Raw genomic sequence first — 18205 nt, 5'->3', positions numbered from 1 at the left:
CCGCGTAGTGCTGCGCCGCGTGCGCCGGCTCGCTGAGCGCCGAGGCGAGCTCGCCTCGGGCGTGGTGGGCGACCGCCGCGGAGTCGTCGCCCGCGGTCAGCAGGTCCGGCAGGAGGGCCTCGAGCCGGTCGCCGTGGGCCATCGCCTCGGCGAGGTCGCCCCGCGCCAGCCGGCACTCGAGCGCCGTGGCCAGGGCGCGTGCGCGCCCCCGGTGGTCGAGGTGCCCTTCCTCGAGGTGCCCGGTGTCGAGGTGCCCGGTGTCGAGGTGCCCGGTGTCGAGTTGCCCGGTGTCGAGGTGCCCGGTGTCGAGGCCGGCGAGCGCGTCGAGCGCCTCGTGGACCGCACCCTCGTGCAGGAGTGCCCGGGCCCGGTCCAGCAGCTCGGCGGCCTCGGTCGCTCCTCCGGGGACGGTCGGCTCCAGCACGGACGTCACCCTAGGAAGCCGCGGCCCCGGCGTCGCGGGAACGGCGGCGAAAGGGCCGGTGGTCCAGCCGGGTGGTCCAGCCCGGCCCCGCTGACCCGTTCCGAGCTGGCTCAGGCCGGCCGGTGGTCGGCGGGCAGCCGGTCCGGCAGCCCGAACGTCGCGAAGAGCCGCTCGTCGAAGAAGGCCGTCACGTGGCGCACCTGCTCGCCCTCGAGCTCGATGACCTGAAGCTGAAACGGTGCGAAGTCCCCGGCGGGCGTGCGCATGTAGAGCCCGTACGCCGGCTGGCCGTTCGCCCAGGTGGCGACCATCGGCATGTCGTGGGCGCCGCCGGGGCACTCGGTGCCGATCAGCCAGCCGATCGTGGTGGCCCCCTTGAACCAGCTCGTGAACGGCGGCATGTCCCAGGTGGCCTCGGCGGTGAGCATGCTGACGATCGCCCCGACGTCCTTGCGCCAGAAGGCGTCGACGTACCGGTCCAGCAGCTGGCGCTGCCCCTCGGTGAGCGTCGGCTCGACGGTGTCCTCGGTGAGACCACAAGCCTTCATCTGGGCGTGGGCCCGCTGCAGGGCCGAGTTGACCGCCGCCACCGTGGTGTCGAGCGCGTCGGCGACCTCGGCGGCCGACCACCGCAGCACGTCGCGGAGGATGAGGACCGCCCGCTGCCGGGCGGGGAGGTGCTGCAGCGCCGCGACGAAGGCGAGGCGGATGGAGTCGCGCTCCGCCACGACCACCGCGGCGTCGGGCACCGGCTCGAGCCAGGCGACCTCGTGGTCCTGCTCCAGCGCCTCGCCCGCCATCTGATCGGGCGTCCCCAGGCCGGCGGGGAGCGGCCGGCGGGGGCGGCCCTCGAGGTTGGTCAGACAGACGTTGGTGGCGATCCGGTGCAGCCAGGTGCGCACCGAGCTGCGGCCCTGGAAGTCGGCGGAGGCCTTCCACGCCCGCAGGAACGTCTCCTGCACCAGGTCCTCGGCCTCGTGGACCGAGCCACTCATCCGGTAGCAGTGGGCGAGCAGCTCGCGCTCGTACCGCGCCGTCAGGCTGGGGAAGTCGCCGAGCTCCGACCGGTGGTCGTCGCTCGTCCGGTCTGCCGTCGGTCGGGTGATGGTCGCCCCGGTGCTCGCCTGGTCCACGTCAGCAGTGTGGCGCCGCCCACCGACATCCGTCGAGGGGCGCGGGATGGCGCCTCGGTGAACCTCGGTGGACCCCGGTGGGCCTCAGTGGACGGCGCCTCGGGCGAGCCCGAGGGCACGGCGGGCGGCGGGCTCCGCGAGGGCACGGTCGGCGGCCACCAGCCCCACCCGGGTACGCCGGTCCAGGAGGTCGTCGACGTCCGCGGCGCCCTCGTGGGTCACCCCGAAGACCAGCTCGGCCAGTGTCACGGGCACCCCTTCGGCCACCGGGGCCAGCAGCGCGGCGTCGTCGAGCCCGGTGGTCTCGCGCGCGCTGGTGAGCACCAGCTCGGCGTCGGTGCCGTAGCGGCGGACCAGCCGCTCGGGCTGCTCGAGCTCGGCCAGCACGGGCCGCGGCGCGGCGCCGAGGAGCGGCAGTGCGCGGGTGCGGCAGGGGCCGGCCGGCAGGCCGGCGTGGGCGACGGCGGCGTCGACCGCGTCCTGCGCCATCCGACGGTAGGTCGTCAGCTTCCCGCCGACGACCGTGACGACGCCCGAGCGGCCGACGAGCACGGCGTGCTTGCGGGAGAGGTCGGCGGTCGCGCCGTCGGTGTCCCCGCCGGTGTGCAGCAGCGGCCGGAGGCCGGCGAAGGCGCCGACCACGTCGTCGCGGTGCAGCGGCCGGGCGAACGCGGCGGAGACCACGTCGAGGAGGAAGCCGATCTCCGGCTCGGTCGGCTCCGGCACGTCGGGGACCGGGCCGTCCACGGGCTCGTCGGTGAGCCCGACGTACACGGTGCCGTCGGGCTGAGGAAGGACCAGCACGAAGCGGTTGGTCTCCCCGGGGACGGGTGCGAAGACCGAGACCCGCAGACCGGCCAGGACGTCGGCGCGCAGGACCAGGTGGGTCCCGCGGCTGGGCCGCAGGGTCACCTCCTCGACCAGGTCGCCGGCCCACACCCCGGCGGCGTTGACGACCGCGCGGGCGGCCACCGTGGTGGTGCCACCGGTGGTCTCGTCGCGCAGGTGGACCTCGCGGCCCGTCGCGGAGAGCACCCGGGCGCGGGTGCGCACGTGGGCGCCGTGGCCGGCGGCGGTCCGGGCGACGGTGGTGACCAGCCGGGCGTCGTCCTCGAGCTGCCCGTCCCACGAGATCAGGGCGCCGCGCAGGCCGGCCGGGCGCAGCGGGGGCGCGAGGGCGAGGGTCTCGGTGGCCGAGAGCCGGCGGGGTCGGGGGAGGGTCTCGACCGAGGTCCGGGCGCCACGCCGGAGCGCGTCCCCGGCGCGCAGGCCCGCCGCCGTGAGGGCGGCCTGCCCGCGGGTGACGCCGCTGGTGAGCGGCAGCAGCATCGGCATCGGCCGGGTCAGGTGCGGAGCGGTGACCTCCATCAGGATCCCGCGCTCCACCGCGCTCTCGTGGGCGACGCCGACCTGGCCCTTGGCGAGGTAGCGCAGCCCGCCGTGGACGAGCTTCGAGCTCCACCGCGACGTCCCGAAGGCGAGGTCGTGGGCGTCGACGGCCAGCACCGACAGGCCGCGGGCCGCGGCGTCGAGCGCCACGCCGGCGCCGGTGATGCCGAGGCCGACCACGACCAGGTCCACCTCGACCGGCACGCCGTCGAGGCCCGGCGCGATCCGCGGGCTCATGACTGCAGCGCCCGGGTGAGCGTCACGCGCAGCTCCTCGTCGAGGTCGGCCTCGCTGACGGCCTCGTCGACCATGGTGTGCGCCGACAGCACGAACCCGTGCGCCGCGAGCACCAGGCCGCGGGCCATGGCGCGCGGGTTGCCGGCCCGGACCTCGCCGGTCTCCTGCGCGGCGCCGATCGCGCGCTCGACCACGTCGAGGACCAGCTCCTGGGAGCGGCCGCGGCGGGAGAGCAGGTAGGGCAGGATCAGCTCGGGGTCCAGCTCCACGATCCGCACGAAGAGCTCGTTCTCGCGCAGCACGCGCACCGTCTGTGCGACCTCCTCGACCAGTCGCTCGACGGCGGGCCGCGAGGGGTCCTCCGCGGCGACGGCCTCGGTCACGACGCCGCGCCACTCACGGGTCATCAGGTCGCCGAGGAGCTGCGACATGTCGGACCAGGAGCGGTAGATCGTCATCCGGGAGACCCCCGCCCGGCGGGCGACCTCGGTCAGCGTCGTACGCCGCCAGCCGAGGTCGAGGATGCAGGCCCGGGCGGCGTCGAGGTAGGCGTCGCGGGGGCCGCGGTCGGACTCGGTCGCAGGGCTGTCCTCGGACGACCCGTTGTGACGAAGTGACGGCATATGTCACAGTGTAACGCATGGAGACGTTCGAGCACACCGTCGAGATGCACCCCAGCCGCTGGGGCGACCCGGCCCGGGCCGGCGCCCTGCCCGAGCCCGCCCGCGGCCTCGTCGAGCTGGTCTTCGGCCTCGACGAGCGGCCGGCCCTCGACGACGTCGCACCGCCCGAGCCGGGGATCGCGCCGGGCCTCGTCGCCGGCCTCGCCGAGCTGGTCGGCCCCGCCCACGTCCGCACCGACGACCTCACCCGCCGGCTGCGCACGCGCGGCAAGTCCACCCCCGACCTGCTCCGCCAGCGCGCGGGCGACCTCACCGACGCCCCCGACGTCGTCGTGCGCCCCGGCGACCACGACCAGGTCGCGGCGGTGCTGGCCTTCGCGGTCGAGCACCACCTGGCCGTCGTGCCGTTCGGCGGCGGCACCTCGGTGACCGGTGGCCTCGCCGCGCGCCGCGACGGGTACGCCGGGCTCGTCTCGCTCGACCTGGTGCGGATGAAGCGGCTGCTCGCCGTCGACCCCACGTCGATGACCGCCACCCTCGAGCCGGGCCTGCGAGGGCCCGAGGCCGAGGCGCTCCTCGCCGCCGAGGGGCTGACCCTCGGGCACTTCCCCCAGTCCTTCGAGCACGCCTCGATCGGCGGGTTCGCCGCCACCCGCTCCAGCGGCCAGTCGAGCGCCGGCTACGGACGGTTCGACGCCCTCGTGGTCGCCCTGCGGGTCGCCACCCCCCGGGGTGAGCTGCGGCTCGGCAGCGCGCCGGCCACCGCCGCCGGCCCCGACCTGCGCCAGCTGCTCCTCGGCTCCGAGGGCGCCTTCGGCGTGATCACCGAGGTGACCGTGCGCGTGCGCCGGCTGCCGGCCGAGAAGGTCTACGAGGGCTGGCGGTGGCCCTCCTTCGCCGACGGCGCGGCCGCGATGCGCACCCTCGCCCAGACCGGCCTGCTGCCGACGGTGCTCCGGCTCTCCGACGAGCACGAGTCGGCGCTGAACCTCGCGCGGCCGGCCGAGCTCGGCTCCGGCGACGCCGGCGGCTGCCTGATGGTCGTCGGCCACGAGGGCGAGCCCGCGGTCGTGGCCACCCGCCGCCGGGCGGTCGCCGACGTGCTCGCCGGCCTCGGCGGCACGCCGCTCGGGGAGGAGCCGGGGCGGGCCTGGGCGCGCGGCCGCTTCGATGCGCCGTACCTGCGGGACTCGATGCTGGACGTCGGCGTGCTGGTCGAGACGCTGGAGACGGCCACCTTCTGGTCCGACGTCGAGCGGCTGTACGACGACGTGCGCACGGCGCTCACCGGGGCCCTCGGCGAGCCGGTCCTGGTGCTGTGCCACATCAGTCACGTCTACGAGACCGGGTGCTCGCTCTACTTCACCGTGGCGGCGAAGGCCGGCGAGGAGCCGATCGAGCGGTGGCGGGCCGCGAAGGCGGCAGCCAGCGACGCGATCGTCGCCGCGGGCGCCACCATCACCCACCACCACGCCGTCGGCACCGACCACCGGCCGTGGCTGGCCGCCGAGATCGGCGAGCTCGGGGTGTCGGTGCTGCGGGCGGTCAAGGCCGACCTCGACCCCACCGGCATCCTCAACCCGGGGGTGCTGGTCCCGTGACGACCCGATCGTTCACCTTCCTGGTCAACCCGGCGTCGGGTGGCGGCGCCGCGCCCGAGGCGGTGGTGCCGGTGGCCCGGCTGCTCCGCGAGGCCGGCGCGACCGTCGACGTGACCTACTCGCCGGGCCCGCGGGCGATGGTCTCGCTCGTCGGGTCGGCCGTCGAGCGCGGGGACGTCGTGGTGTCGGTCGGCGGCGACGGCATGCTCTCCTCGCTGGCGGGCGCGGTGTCGGCGGCCGGCGGGACGCTGGCCGTGCTGCCGGCGGGCCGTGGCAACGACTTCGCCCGGATGCTCGGGCTCCCCGCCTCGCCGGCCGACCAGGCGGCCCTGCTGCTCGGCCGGGAGGTGTGCCGGGTGGACCTGCTCTGCTGCTCCCTCCCCGGGGCCGCGACCCGGGAGGTGGCCGGATCGGTGTACGCCGGCGTCGACGCCCGCGCCGCCCAGGTCGTCGACGGGGTCGGCTGGCTGCCCCGGCGGTTGCAGTACCCGTACGCCGCCGTCCGCTCGCTCCTCGGGTACTCGCCCGCCCGCTACCGGCTGCGCGTCGACGACGTCGAGCACGAGGTCGACGCCGCCACCGTGGTGGTGGCCAACTCGGCGTACTACGGCAAGGGGATGAAGATCGCCCCCGCCGCCTCGGTCTCCGACGGGCTGCTCGACGTGGTCGTGATCGAGGCGGCGTCGAAGGCGGCCCTGGTCCGGTCGCTGCCCAAGGTGTACGACGGCGGCCACGTCGACCTGCCCGAGGTCACCGTGCTCACCGGCCGGCGGGTCGAGCTGCGTGCCGACGCGGCCCGGCCGGTCCCCGTCGGCGGCGACGGCGAGCACCTCGGCGTGCTGCCCCCGCTCGCCGAGGAGCCGCTGGTCGTCGAGGTCCGCCCCGGCGCCCTCCCGATCATCTGTTGACCCGTCGACGTGGCGCGCGTGCAGGGTCGAGGTGGCGCGCGTGCAGGGTCGAGGTGGCGCGCCGGTTCCTCAGGCCCGCCACCTCGACCCTGTAGCCGCCCCACCTCGACCCTGTGGCCGCGCCACTTCGACGGGTGGGGGGTCAGTCGTCGAAGGTCCAGACGAGCAGGTCGGTGGGGACGGCGGCGGTCACCTCGTGCGCCGGCTCGTCGGTGAAGAGGAACGCGTCGCCGGCGGCGAGCGGCTCGGCCATCGAGCTGCGGGTGAGCGCGCCCGTGACGACGTAGGTGTGCACCTTCGGCGCCACCGGCAGCGCCAGCGTCTGGAGCGCGTCGAGGCGGGCCAGCTGCAGTGACGCGCCGGGTTGGGGGCGGGCCACCTCGACGAGCGAGCCGGTCACCGCCGGCACCGACCTCACGTCGTACGACGGGTCGCCGGCGCCGGCGGCGGCGTCGTCGGCGGAGGTGAGCCACACCTGCACGAAGCGGGCGCGGCCGTCCTCGGTCGCGTGCTCGCTGTGCTCGACGCCCGACCCGGTGGCGAGCACGGCCACCTGGCCGGCCTCGACCACCGTCGGCCCGCCCCCCGAGTGCCGGTGCTCGAGCCGGCCGGCGACCACCCAGGTGACGATGTCCAGCCCGCTGTGCCGGTGGGTGTCGAAGCCCTTCCCCGTCCCGAGGTGGTGGTCGTCGTGGCAGACCATCGGCCCGAACCGGAGCCGTTCGGGATCGTAGTGCTCACCGAACGAGAAGGCGTGGTGGGTCACCATGCCGGGAGAACGGCTGACGAAACGGGCGGAACCCCGGCGGATCTCGACGGTCACGTCCATGATTGTGCCCGTGCCCGACGGACGACCTGACCTGCCCCAGCTCCCCCCGGGATTCCGGTTCGGCACCAGCACGGCCGCCTACCAGGTCGAGGGTGCCGCGGCCGAGGGCGGACGCGGGCCGTCGATCTGGGACACCTTCAGCCACACGCCGGGACGGACGCTCGACGGCGCGACCGGCGACGTCGCCTGCGACCACTACCACCGGTTCGACGAGGACGTCGCGCTGATGAAGGACCTCGGCGTCGGCGGCTACCGCCTCTCGCTCTCGTGGTCGCGGATCCAGCCGGCCGGCTCCGGGGCCCTGAACCACGAGGGCCTGGACTTCTACGACCGGCTCCTCGACGCGCTGGTCGCCGCCGGGATCCAGCCGATGGTCACGCTCTACCACTGGGACCTGCCGCAGCCGCTCGAGGACGACGGCGGCTGGCTCAACCGGGCCACCATCGACCGCTTCGCAGAGTACGCCGCCGTGGTGGGCGAGCGGTTCGGAGACCGCGTGGAGCACTGGATCCCCGTCAACGAGCCGAACGTCGCCATGCTCATGGGCTACGGCCTCGGCATGCACGCCCCGGGCCGGGCGCTGATGTTCGACGCGCTGCCGGCGGCCCACCACCTGCTGCTCGCGCACGGCCGCGCGGCGATCGCCCTGCGCGGGTCCGCGCCGGCCGGCGCCACCGTCAGCGTGGGCTGCGCCAACAACCACGCCCCGATGTGGCCGGCCTCCGAGGACGCCGCCGACGTGGGCGCCACCAAGCTCTTCGACGCGCTGTGGAACGGGCTGTTCATCGAGCCGATGCTGCTGGGCCGCTACCCGGTCGACCTCGCGCCGCTGCTCGAGGACGTGGTGCGCGACGGCGACCTCGCGACCATCCGCCAACCCCTCGACTTCTACGGGATCAACTACTACAACCCGATGAAGATCGGCGCCGCCGGCGAGGACGCCGAGATGCCGTTCGAGTTCCGGGAGCTGCTGGGCTACCCGACGACCGACTTCGGCTGGCCGGTCGTCCCCGAGGCGCTGCGCGAGTGGCTCATCATGTTCCGCGCCCGGTTCCGCGCCGCCCTGCCGCCGCTGTTCATCACCGAGAACGGCGCGGCGTACGACGTGGGGCCGGACGCCGACGGGGTCGTCGACGACCAGGCCCGCATCGACTACCTCGACGGGCACCTGCGCGCGGTGGCCGACGCGGTGCAGCGCGGCGTGGACGTGCGCGGCTACTACTGCTGGACGCTGCTCGACAACTTCGAGTGGACCGAGGGGTACCGCCAGCGGTTCGGCCTGGTCCACGTCGACCACGAGACGCAGGTGCGCACGCCGAAGCGGTCCTTCCGCTGGTACGCCGACGTCATCGCCGCGCAGACCCGCTCACTGGGCTGACCCACGGGTCGGTCGTGGCCGTGGCCGTGGGACGGGCGACCCGATCTTCTACGCTGAGGGCCATGTCGACGTCCGCTGTCCCGCCGGCCCCTCCGGTCAAGCGGCGGGTGGTGTTCGTGGTCGGCTCCGGCCGCAGCGGGACGAGCACGATGTCCGGGACGCTGCAGACGCTGGGCATGCACGTGCCGCAGCCGGAGGTCGACGCGGACGAGACCAACCCGAAGGGCTTCGGCGAGCCGCAGTGGGTGGTCGACTTCCACCACGAGCTGCTGCAGCGGTGCAACGTCGCGGTGTCCGACGCGCGGCCGGCGGCGTGGTTCGAGGCCGGCAAGCTCGCGACCCTGGACCCGCTGCGGACGCGCCTGCACGAGTGGCTCGAGCAGCAGTTCGTCGAGGGCGGCCCGGAGCTGGTCGTCAAGGACCCGCGGTTGGCGTGGTTCCTGGGCCTGTGGCGCAGCGCGGCGCTGCGCTGCGACGCGACACCGGCCTACGTCACGATGCTGCGCCCGGTGACCGAGGTGGTCGGCAGCAAGCAGAAGTACTACGCCGGCGGGAAGGTCGCCGGCCGGTTCGGCGAGATCAGCCGGACCGCCGCCTGGGTGAACATGATGCTGCACACCGAGCGCGCGACGCGGGGCAGCGACCGGGCGTTCGTGCGCTACCACGACATGCTCACCGACTGGACGATCCCGGTCTTCGGGCTCGGCCGGCTCTTCGACCTCGACGCGGTCACGTCGGCGTCGGCCAACGACATCCGCCGGGTCCACCAGTTCATCGACCCGGGCCTGCGGCGGGTCCAGCTGACCTGGGACGACGTGCAGGTGCCGGCGCGGCTCCGGGAGGTCGCCGAGGAGTCCTGGCAGCAGCTGGACCGGCTCGCCGACCCCGACGGCGACACCGCCGAGGCCCACGACCGGCTCGACGAGCTGCGCACGGCGTACGCGGACTTCTACGAGGAGGCCGAGGCGGTCAGCCAGTCCACGGCCCTGGCCGCCGAGCGCGACGGCCGCCGGCAGGGTGGCGCCGGTCAGCCGGCCGGCCCCGGCGCCGGCCGCGCGGTCGACCGGATCCCGCACGGCGTCCGGGCCATGGTGCCGCCCGGGGCGCGCCGCGGCCTGCGCAAGGCCCTGGGCAAGCAGCGGTGAGCCGTCCCGCGGACATCGCCTGCCTCGAGGGCGACCCGGCGTACGACGTGCGCTGGGCCTGGCAGGACGGGCCGCTGCCGCCGGGGCTCACGTGCGTCTTCCGCGTGCGCAACGAGGCGCGGAACCTGCCGTGGGTGCTGCCGCCGATGTTCCGCGCGGTCCAGCACGTCGTCCTGGTCGACAACGGCTCCGACGACGGCACGCCCGAGGTCGCCCAGCGGGTCGCGGAGGAGTGCGGCGCCGGCGACCGGTTCACGCTGACGTCCTACCCCTTCCGGGTCAGTCGCGCCGGGACGGAGCACCTGGCGACACCACCGCACTCGGTGCACTCGCTGACGCACTTCTACAACTGGTCCTTCTCCCACGTGCGCACGAGCTACTCGATGAAGTGGGACGGCGACATGGTGCTGACCCCGGAGGGGGAGGCGCTGCTGGCCGACCTGTCGTGGCAGCTGGAGGACTCCGACGCCGTGGTCGCCGTGCCGCGCCACCCGCTGAGCATCGAGAGCGAGTCGGTGGCCTGGATCGACCTCGGGTTCCGGTTCCTGGAGCCGTGGGTCTACCCGATGGGCCCGGAGTTCACCTTCGTCAAGGCCTTCGAGTGGGAGGTGCGGGAGTTCCCCGAGACCTCCGAGCGGATCGTCGCGCCCGAGGGCATGTGCGTGGAGCTGAAGTGGCTGGACCAGGACGAGTTCGCGCACTGGAGCAGCACCGACGACTTCGAGTCCTCGCGCGCGCCGCGCAAGCGCCGGGAGTGGCAGGTCTACTCCGCGTTGCACGAGGGCCGCGGCGAGGAGGTACCGGGCCTGCACCGGATCGAGGCGCCGCCGGGCGTCCACGTCGTCGACCACGTCACCCGGACCTGGCTCCCGCAGGCGCCCCGCCCGCTGGTCAGGCGGCGCTAGGCCGCGCCCGGCAGCCTCACGAGGTCAGGCCCCGCGCCAGGCGCCGCACGACCTCGGTGAGCCGCTCCGGCGAGGTGGCGATGTTCAGCCGGACGTGGCCGGGCAGGCCCGGGTGGTAGTCGTGCCCGGCGGCCACCCGCACGCGTCCCCGCTCCAGCGCGACCGCGGCGGGGTCGGCGTGGCCGTAGGCACGCAGGTCCAGCCAGGCCAGGTACGTCGCCTCCAGCGGCCGCATCCGGGCCTCGGGCAGGTGCTCGGCGAGGAGGTCGGTCAGGAGGGTGCGTTGCGCGTCGAGCCGCTCGAGCAGTGCGGCCAGCCACGCGTCGCCGTGCTCGTAGGCCGCCACCGCGGCCACCTCGCCCAGCGGGGACCAGGAGTCGTTGCGCGCCATCGGCACGCCGGCCAGCCGTGCGGCGGTCGCCGGGTCGCCGCTCACCACCTGGGCGCAGCGCAGGCCCGCGGTGTTGAACGCCTTCGACGCGGCCACCACCGCGACGGCGTGCTCGGCGGCGCCCTCGAGGGCGAGGTAGGGCACGTGCTCGGCGCCCGGCAGCACGAGCGGCGCGTGGATCTCGTCGCTCACGACCCGGCCTCCGTGGCGGGCGACCACGTCCCGGATGCCCTCGAGCTCGGCACGGGTGTGGACGTGGCCGGTCGGGTTGTGCGGCTGGGTGAGCAGCAGGGTCGAGGCCCCGTCGGCGAACATGCGGTCGAGCCGGTCGAGGTCGACCGTCACCCGGTCGGCGTCCGGCTCCACCGGCAGGTCCCACCGCTCGCGGCCGCACACCTCGGGCAGGGCCAGCTGCGGCGCGTACGCCGGCAGCGGGAGCACCACCGGCCCCGGTCCGCTCAGCACGTCGATCGCCAGCCGGACACCCGCGGTCACGTCGACGGTCGGCAGCACCTGCTCCGGCTCCACCTGCCAGCCGAAGTGCCGCGCCGCGAAGCCGGCGTACGCCACGCCGAGGGGGCCGCCGTCGAGCGTGAACGGCGGGTAGCCGGTCACCCCGCGGGCGACCGCGGCGGCCAGCGCCTCGGCGACCGGGGGCGCCAGCGCGTAGTCCATCTCGGCCACCCAGGCCGGGAGGACGTCGTCCTCGACGGTGCCCCACTTCAGGACGAGCGCCTCGCGGGCCTCGCGGTCGGTCAGGTCGCGGATCATGCCGCCCATTGAACCCTCCGTGCCCTGCCTCCCTCGTGGGAGTCCCTGACGCGCCTGGTGCGTCGCAGACTCCCACGTCCCGTCGTCCACAGGGCCGGATCGGGACCTGGCTCCGGCCGGGCCCGCCGCCGCAGCATGGTCACGTGCACCACGACGACCTGGCCCGGTTGCTGCGGAAGCAGGACGGCGTGGTCGCGCGGTGGCAGCTGGAGGGCATCACGCGGCCGCACGACCTCGAGCGGCTGCTGCGCCGGCGGGAGCTGACCCGGCTGCTGCCTGGCGTCTTCGTCGACCACACCGGGACGCCGACCTGGCGCCAGCGGGCATGGGCTGGCGTGCTCGCGCTGTGGCCGGCCGCGCTCGACCTCGACTCCGCGCTGGTCGATCCCAACAGCGGCGCGGGTAGGCCGGGGCCGATCCAGCTGGCCGTGGACCACTCGCGCCGAGTGGCCGAGCCGGACGGTTACCGGGTGCGCCGGGTGCTCCGCCTCGACGGACGCGTGCGGTGGAACGCAGCACCGCCACGCACGAGGCTGGAGGTCGCCGCGATCGACCTGGGTGGCCTTGCGGGAGACGACCTGGCTGCGGTCGAGGTGCTCGCGCGGGTGTGCCGGGACCGCCGTACGACGCCCGGTCGGCTGGCCGAGGAGCTCGCCGGTCGCGCCCGCCACCCGCGGCGCGCGTGGCTGACCGCCGTGCTCGACGACCTGGCCAGCGGGACGTGCTCGGTCTTGGAGCGCGGCTACCTCGACCTGGTCGAGCGGCCCCACGGGCTCCCGGTGGATGCCCGCCAGCGCGAGGCGATCCGGACGGACGGTCGTCGCCAGCTCCGCGACGTCGACTACGACCCCCTGGCAGTGGTGGTGGAGCTGGACGGGCGGATGTTCCACGATGGTCCCGGCCAGCGCAGCCGGGACCTGGAGCGGGACCTCGACGCGGCGCTCGAGGGGCGACGCACGGTCCGGCTCGGGTGGTCGCAGGTCTTCGACCGGTCCTGCGTCACTGCCGGCAAGGTCGGCACCCTGCTCATGGCCTCCGGCTGGCCGGGTCCGGTGCGGGCGTGCCGGCCCGGCTGCTCGGCGGTGCGGACGGCTGCCTGACCGGGGTGCCCGGGCTGGCCGGCGACGGGGGAGTCCCTGACGTGCCGGGCGCGTCAGGGACTCCCACGACGCGGGCCGCCCCTCGCGACCGTGACAGCACCTCTGTCATGATCGCGGCCATGACGGACACAGGCGTGGAGCTGGGGCAGGGCACCGGACCGCTGCGGGGCGTGAAGGTCGTGGAGATCGCCGGGATCGGACCCGGCCCGCACGCCTGCATGCTGCTGGCCGACCTGGGTGCCGACGTGATCCGCGTCGAGCGCCCCGGGGGCCAGGCGCTCGCCGGCGGCGCGCACAACTTGCTCAACCGGGGGCGGCCCAGCGTCGCGCTCGACCTCAAGCAGCCCGAGGCCGTGCAGACGGTGCTCGAGCTGGTCGCCGGCGCCGACGTCCTCGTCGAGGGCATGCGGCCCGGCGTGATGGAGCGCCTCGGGCTCGGCCCCGAGGAGTGCCTGGCCGCCAATGAGCGACTGGTCTACGGCCGGATGACCGGCTGGGGCCAGGACGGCCCGCTGGCGCAGGCCGCCGGCCACGACATGAACTACATCGCGATCACCGGCACCCTCTTCGGGCTGGGCCAGGACAAGGACCGTCCCCACTTCCCGAGCAACCTGGTGGGTGACTTCGGCGGCGGGTCGACGTACCTCGTCATCGGCATCCTCGCCGCGCTGCTGGAGGCCAAGGTCTCCGGGCAGGGCCAGGTGGTCGACGCGGCGATCGTCGACGGCACCGCCAGCCTCAACGCGATGACCGCGGCGTTCATCGCCGGCGGCCAGTTCCGCGAGGAGCGGGCGGTCAACCTGCTCGACGGCGGAGCACCGTTCTACGACGTCTACGAGACCGCCGACGGCCGGCACATGTCGGTGGGCGCCCTCGAGCCGCAGTTCTTCGCCCAGCTGGTGAAGCTGCTCGAGGTCGAGGACACCTGCCCCGGGCAGCTGGAGCTGGACCGGTACGACGAGATGCGCGAGGTCTTCACCCGCCGGTTCCAGGAGCGCACCCAGGCCGAGTGGGTCGAGGTCTTCGAGGGCACCGATGCCTGCGTGGCCGGCATCATCCCGATCAGCGAGGCGGCGGAGCACCCGCACATGAAGGCGCGGGGCGTCTTCGTCACCAAGGACGAGCTGCTCCAGCCCGTGCCCGCGCCCCGGTTCAGCCGCACCGAGGCGACGCTGGGCCTGCCGCCGTCGCAGGAGCCGGGCCAGCACACCCGTGCGGCGCTCACCGCGTGGGGCGTGCCGGACGTCGACGGCCTCCTCGAGCGCGGCGTGGCGGTGCAGGCGCCCGCCCGTTGACCGAGCCCGCCAAGCCCTTCCTCTTCCTCGGGACCCGCGCGGAGGATGCCGCGGCCGACGGTGAGTACGAGGCCGTCCTTCGTGCGTCCGGCCTGGACGAGCGCGACCTGCGCCGCGTGCGGCTCGAGCAGGGCCCGCTCGGCGCCGTCGACCCGGGGGACTGGTCGGGGATCGTCCTCGGTGGCGGGCCGTTCAACGTCAGCGACCCGCTCGAGGAGAAGTCGGCCACCCAGCGCCGGGTGGAGGCCGAGCTCGCCGACCTGGCCGAGAGGGTCGTCGCCGAGGACACGCCCTTCCTCGGCTGCTGCTACGGCATCGGCACGCTCGGCGTGCTGCGCGGCGGGGTGGTCGACCGGACGTACGGCGAGCCGATCGGCGCCGTCGACATCACCCTCACCGACGCCGGCCGCGCCGACCCCGTCACCGGCGGGCTGCCGGAGACCTTCACGGCGTACCTGGGTCACAAGGAAGCCGTCGCGCGGCTGCCCGAGGGGGCGGTGCTGCTCGCGTCCTCGCCCGCCTGCCCCGTGCAGGCCTTCCGGATCGGGCAGCATGTCTACGCCACCCAGTTCCACCCCGAGCTCGACGTCGAGGGGCTCTGCCTGCGCATCGACGTCTACGAGCACCACGGCTACTTCGAGCCCGGTGGGGCCGAGGAGCTCAAGCGGCTGGCCCGGGCGGCGTCGGTCACGGAGCCGGCCACGCTGCTGCGCCGCTTCGTCGAGCGGTACGCCGGTTGGCCGGCGTAGCCCGGCTGTCCGAGGCGGCACGGTGAGCGGCGTCACCCTCGACCGACTGTTGAACATCTGTCAATAATGGGTTCGTGAGCGAGAGCCAGCACCAGCCCCAGCAGACCCCGTCGACGGCCGAGCACGTCGACGTCCTCATCGTGGGAGCCGGCCTCTCCGGCATCGGCGCGGCCTGCCAGGTCCGCGAGAAGCACCCCGGCCGCAGCGTCGCCATCCTCGAGATGCGCGAGGTCAGCGGCGGCACCTGGGACCTGTTCCGCTACCCCGGCATCCGGTCCGACTCCGACATGTTCACCTTCGGCTATCGCTGGCGGCCCTGGCCCAGCGACACCGCGCTGGCCGACGGGCAGCTCATCCTCGACTACCTCCGCACCGTCGCCGCCGAGCGGGGCGTCGACCGGCTGGTCCGCTACCGGCACAAGGTGCTCGGCGCCAGCTGGGACTCCGACGCGGCCCGGTGGACGGTCCGCGTCGACACCCCGGAGGGCGAGCGGACGCTCACCACCGGCCTGCTCTGGAGCTGTGCGGGCTACTACGACTACGAGTCCGGCCACGCGCCGGTCTTCCCCGGCCAGGACGACTTCGCCGGCGAGCTGGTGCACCCGCAGCACTGGCCCGACGACCTCGACACCACGGGCAAGAAGGTCGTGGTCATCGGCAGCGGCGCGACCGCGGTGACCCTCGTGCCCGCGCTCGCCGGCACCGCCGCGCACGTGACGATGCTGCAGCGCTCCCCGACGTACATCCTCAGCCGGCCGGGCCGTGACCCGTGGGCGAAGGCGCTGAAGTGGCTGCCCGAGCGCCTGCGGTTCCCGCTGGTGCGGTGGAAGAACATCCTGCTCGCGATCGGCACCTTCAAGCTGGCGAAGAGCCGGCCGAAGGTCGTCAAGGGGATCGTCCGCGCCGGCGTGAGCCGTCAGCTGCCGGAGCACATCGACGTCGACACCCACTTCCGGCCGACGTACGACCCGTGGGACCAGCGGCTGTGCTTCGTGCCCGACGGTGACCTGTTCAAGGCGCTGCGCAGCGGCGACGCCTCGATCGTCACGGCGGCGATCGACACGTTCACCGAGCGGGGCATCCGGCTCACCGACGGCGCCGAGCTCGAGGCCGACGTCATCGTCACCGCCACCGGGCTCCGGCTGCAGCCGTTCGGCGGGATCGGGCTGGAGATCGACGGCAAGCCGGTCGAGCTCTCCGAGACCATGTCGTACAAGGCGCTGATGCTCAGCGGCGTGCCGAACTTCGTCTACACGATCGGCTACACCAACGCGTCGTGGACGCTCAAGGCCGACCTCGTCGCCGAGTACGTCTGCCGGATGCTCAGCCACCTCGACGAGACCGGCCGGCGCAGCTTCGTCGCCGAGCGGGACCCGTCGGTCGCCGAGCGGCCGTTCCTCGACTTCTCCTCCGGCTACGTCCTGCGCGCGCTCGACGGGCTGCCGCGCCAGGGCGACCGGGCACCGTGGAAGCTCGACCAGAACTACCTCACCGACGTGCGGACGATCCGGCGCGACGCGATCGACGACGGGGTGCTGGCCTTCCGCTGACGGCCCCGCGCCCCCGTGGTCGGGTTTCCCGGTCGTCGTGGGCGGTCACCGGACAGGCGTACGCCGACCACGCGATCACCAGGAGGCTGACATGGGACTGGGCGACAAGATGGGCAACAAGTCCGAGGAGCTGGGCGGCAAGGCCAAGGAGGGCGCCGGCGACGCGACCGGCGACGAGGACCTCAAGACCGAGGGCAAGGCCGACCAGACCTCGGCCTCGGTGAAGAACGCCGGCGAGCACGTCAAGGACGCCGCCAAGGACGTCAAGGACGGGCTGACCAAGTAGGCGCGGCCGCATTCCCGGTGCGGCCGAGAGCCATCTCACGCCGCGCCGATGGGCTTTCTGCGGGCCGCATCCCTACAGTTGGGGATGCGGCCCGTTCCAGTCCCGCCCCGGAGCCGCCACTCGCGTCGACGTCAGTTCGCGCCCGTTCCCATGGCGAGACAGCCCGCCATCGAGACGGATCCCTGTTGCCTTCTGCTACTGCTGCCCCCGCTGCTGCCACCACCGGCACGGCCTTCACCGACCTCGGCGTCCCCGCCGACCTCACCGCGATCCTCGCCGAGCGCGGGATCACCACGCCCACGCCCATCCAGGCCAAGACCCTCCCCGACTCGCTCGCCGGCCGGGACGTCCTCGGCCGCGGCCGCACCGGTTCGGGCAAGACCTACGCCTTCCTGCTCCCCCTCGTCGCGCGCCTCGCCTCCTCCGGGAAGCCCGCCACCGCGCGCAAGCCGCGTGCCCTCGTGCTCGCGCCGACCCGTGAGCTCGTCGGCCAGATCGAGGAGGCGCTCAAGCCCCTCGCGAACGCCGCCGGCCTCACCACGCTGACAATCTTCGGCGGCGTTGGCCAGAACCCGCAGGTCCGCGGCCTGCGCCAGGGCGTCGACATCGTCCTCGCCTGCCCCGGCCGGCTCGAGGACCTCATCGGCCAGGGCCACTGCGACCTCGGCGCCGTCGAGGTGACCATCCTCGACGAGGCCGACCACATGGCCGACCTCGGGTTCCTCCCCGCCGTGCGCCGCCTCCTCGGCGCCACGCCGGAGCACGGGCAGCGGCTGCTCTTCTCGGCCACCCTGGACAAGGCGATCGACGTCCTGGTCAAGAAGTTCCTCCACCAGCCCGTTGTCCACCAGGCCGACTCGGCGCAGTCGCCGGTCAGCGCCATGGACCACCACGTGCTGCACCTCGCCCGCGAGCACCGGCTGCCGGTGCTGGTCGACCTGACCAGCGCGCCGGGGCGCACGGTCGTCTTCACGCGCACCAAGCACGGCGCGAAGGCGCTGACCAAGCAGCTGAACAAGTCGGGCGTCCCGACCGTGGAGCTGCACGGCAACCTCAGCCAGAACGCCCGCACCCGGAACATGGAGGCCTTCCACTCCGGCAAGGCCAGCACCCTGGTCGCCACCGACATCGCCGCGCGCGGCATCCACGTCGACGACGTGGCCCTCGTGGTCCACGCCGACCCGCCGACCGAGCACAAGGCCTACCTGCACCGCTCCGGTCGTACGGCGCGGGCCGGCGCCGCGGGCACCGTGGTCACCCTGATGACCGACGAGCAGGTCCGCGACGTCCGCGACCTGACCCGGGCGGCCGGCATCAAGCCGACCATCACCCGGCTCGCCGCGGCCACCCACCCGGTGCTCACCGAGCTCGCGCCCGGCGAGCGACGGACCGTCGAGGGCGGCCTGGTCGTCGAGGTGCCGGCCGAGCGTCCGTCCCGCGGCGCCGGCGGCGGTGCTGGTGGCGGCGGTGGCCGCCGCTCGCGCCGCGGCC

Annotated in this window: 17 protein-coding genes; 11 read left to right on the top strand and 6 right to left on the bottom strand. The window is 74.4% G+C overall.

Annotated features, from left to right (window positions below; genetic code table 11):
- The 4 genes from ACSMHG_RS18765 to ACSMHG_RS18750 all read right to left on the bottom strand — a co-directional run.
- Positions 1–424: hypothetical protein (locus ACSMHG_RS18765; protein ID WP_435747972.1), on the bottom strand; the 424-nt coding region annotated here is incomplete at its 3' end.
- A 110-nt stretch (positions 425–534) separates the two neighbouring features.
- Positions 535–1557, bottom strand: a complete 1023-nt coding sequence (locus ACSMHG_RS18760; protein ID WP_435747970.1) for a sigma-70 family RNA polymerase sigma factor — start codon at positions 1555–1557, stop codon at positions 535–537.
- Positions 1558–1641: 84 nt separating this feature from the next.
- Entirely contained in the window at positions 1642–3183 is a 1542-nt protein-coding gene (locus tag ACSMHG_RS18755; RefSeq protein WP_435747968.1) for a glycerol-3-phosphate dehydrogenase/oxidase, read from the bottom strand.
- Positions 3180–3806 (bottom strand): TetR/AcrR family transcriptional regulator, encoded by a 627-nt coding sequence (locus ACSMHG_RS18750; protein WP_435747966.1) that lies wholly within the window; start codon positions 3804–3806, stop codon positions 3180–3182. The genes ACSMHG_RS18755 and ACSMHG_RS18750 overlap by 4 nt, the downstream gene beginning before the upstream one ends.
- 17 nt (positions 3807–3823) lie before the next feature.
- Between ACSMHG_RS18750 and ACSMHG_RS18745 the strand changes: the two genes are divergently transcribed.
- Positions 3824–5407 carry an FAD-binding oxidoreductase gene (locus ACSMHG_RS18745; RefSeq protein ID WP_435747964.1) on the top strand — a complete coding sequence of 528 codons (1584 nt, stop codon included), beginning with the start codon at positions 3824–3826 and terminating at the stop codon, positions 5405–5407.
- The gene (locus tag ACSMHG_RS18740; protein ID WP_435747962.1) at positions 5404–6315 is read left to right on the top strand and encodes a diacylglycerol/lipid kinase family protein; all 912 of its coding nucleotides are present in this window, start codon (positions 5404–5406) and stop codon (positions 6313–6315) included. The genes ACSMHG_RS18745 and ACSMHG_RS18740 overlap by 4 nt, the downstream gene beginning before the upstream one ends.
- Before the next feature lie 142 nt (positions 6316–6457).
- On the opposite strand, the gene ACSMHG_RS18735 is transcribed toward ACSMHG_RS18740, so the two are convergent.
- The gene (locus ACSMHG_RS18735; RefSeq protein WP_435747960.1) at positions 6458–7138 is read right to left on the bottom strand and encodes a pirin family protein; all 681 of its coding nucleotides are present in this window, start codon (positions 7136–7138) and stop codon (positions 6458–6460) included.
- Between the two features lie 16 nt (positions 7139–7154).
- Here ACSMHG_RS18735 and ACSMHG_RS18730 point away from each other — a divergent pair, with 16 nt between their 5' ends.
- The 3 genes from ACSMHG_RS18730 to ACSMHG_RS18720 all read left to right on the top strand — a co-directional run bounded on the left by ACSMHG_RS18730 (position 7155) and on the right by ACSMHG_RS18720 (position 10572).
- Entirely contained in the window at positions 7155–8522 is a 1368-nt protein-coding gene (locus ACSMHG_RS18730) for a GH1 family beta-glucosidase (RefSeq protein WP_435747958.1), read from the top strand.
- A gap of 62 nt (positions 8523–8584) precedes the next feature.
- On the top strand, positions 8585–9667 hold the full coding sequence (locus ACSMHG_RS18725) for a sulfotransferase family protein (RefSeq protein WP_435747956.1): 1083 nt from the start codon (positions 8585–8587) through the stop codon (positions 9665–9667).
- Entirely contained in the window at positions 9664–10572 is a 909-nt protein-coding gene (locus tag ACSMHG_RS18720; protein ID WP_435747954.1) for a hypothetical protein, read from the top strand. The genes ACSMHG_RS18725 and ACSMHG_RS18720 overlap by 4 nt, the downstream gene beginning before the upstream one ends.
- Before the next feature lie 16 nt (positions 10573–10588).
- Here the strand turns inward: ACSMHG_RS18720 and ACSMHG_RS18715 are convergent, their stop codons facing one another.
- Complete coding sequence (locus ACSMHG_RS18715) at positions 10589–11734, bottom strand: MalY/PatB family protein (RefSeq protein WP_435747952.1); 1146 nt, start codon at positions 11732–11734, stop codon at positions 10589–10591.
- Between the two features lie 143 nt (positions 11735–11877).
- Between ACSMHG_RS18715 and ACSMHG_RS18710 the strand changes: the two genes are divergently transcribed.
- From ACSMHG_RS18710 to ACSMHG_RS18685, 6 genes are all read left to right on the top strand, one after another.
- Positions 11878–12834, top strand: coding sequence for a putative endonuclease domain-containing protein (locus ACSMHG_RS18710; RefSeq protein WP_435747950.1), 957 nt, complete (start codon positions 11878–11880; stop codon positions 12832–12834).
- Between the two features lie 119 nt (positions 12835–12953).
- On the top strand, positions 12954–14129 hold the full coding sequence (locus ACSMHG_RS18705) for a CaiB/BaiF CoA transferase family protein (protein WP_435747948.1): 1176 nt from the start codon (positions 12954–12956) through the stop codon (positions 14127–14129).
- Positions 14126–14878 (top strand): glutamine amidotransferase, encoded by a 753-nt coding sequence (locus ACSMHG_RS18700; protein WP_435747946.1) that lies wholly within the window; start codon positions 14126–14128, stop codon positions 14876–14878. Before ACSMHG_RS18705 ends, ACSMHG_RS18700 begins: the two co-directional genes overlap by 4 nt.
- 74 nt (positions 14879–14952) lie before the next feature.
- Positions 14953–16428: a flavin-containing monooxygenase gene (locus ACSMHG_RS18695; RefSeq protein WP_435747944.1), complete on the top strand. Its 1476-nt coding sequence runs from the start codon at positions 14953–14955 to the stop codon at positions 16426–16428.
- 91 nt (positions 16429–16519) lie between these two features.
- Positions 16520–16714, top strand: a complete 195-nt coding sequence (locus tag ACSMHG_RS18690) for a CsbD family protein (RefSeq protein ID WP_435747942.1) — start codon at positions 16520–16522, stop codon at positions 16712–16714.
- A gap of 185 nt (positions 16715–16899) precedes the next feature.
- The coding region (locus ACSMHG_RS18685) for a DEAD/DEAH box helicase (protein WP_435747940.1) at positions 16900–18205 on the top strand (1306 nt) is incomplete at its 3' end.

Source organism: Nocardioides ureilyticus, from assembly GCF_051280745.1.
In the GTDB taxonomy this organism is placed as follows: domain Bacteria; phylum Actinomycetota; class Actinomycetes; order Propionibacteriales; family Nocardioidaceae; genus Nocardioides.
Note: the sequence above shows the minus strand (reverse complement) of the source record. Positions and strands in the feature narration are given on the sequence as shown.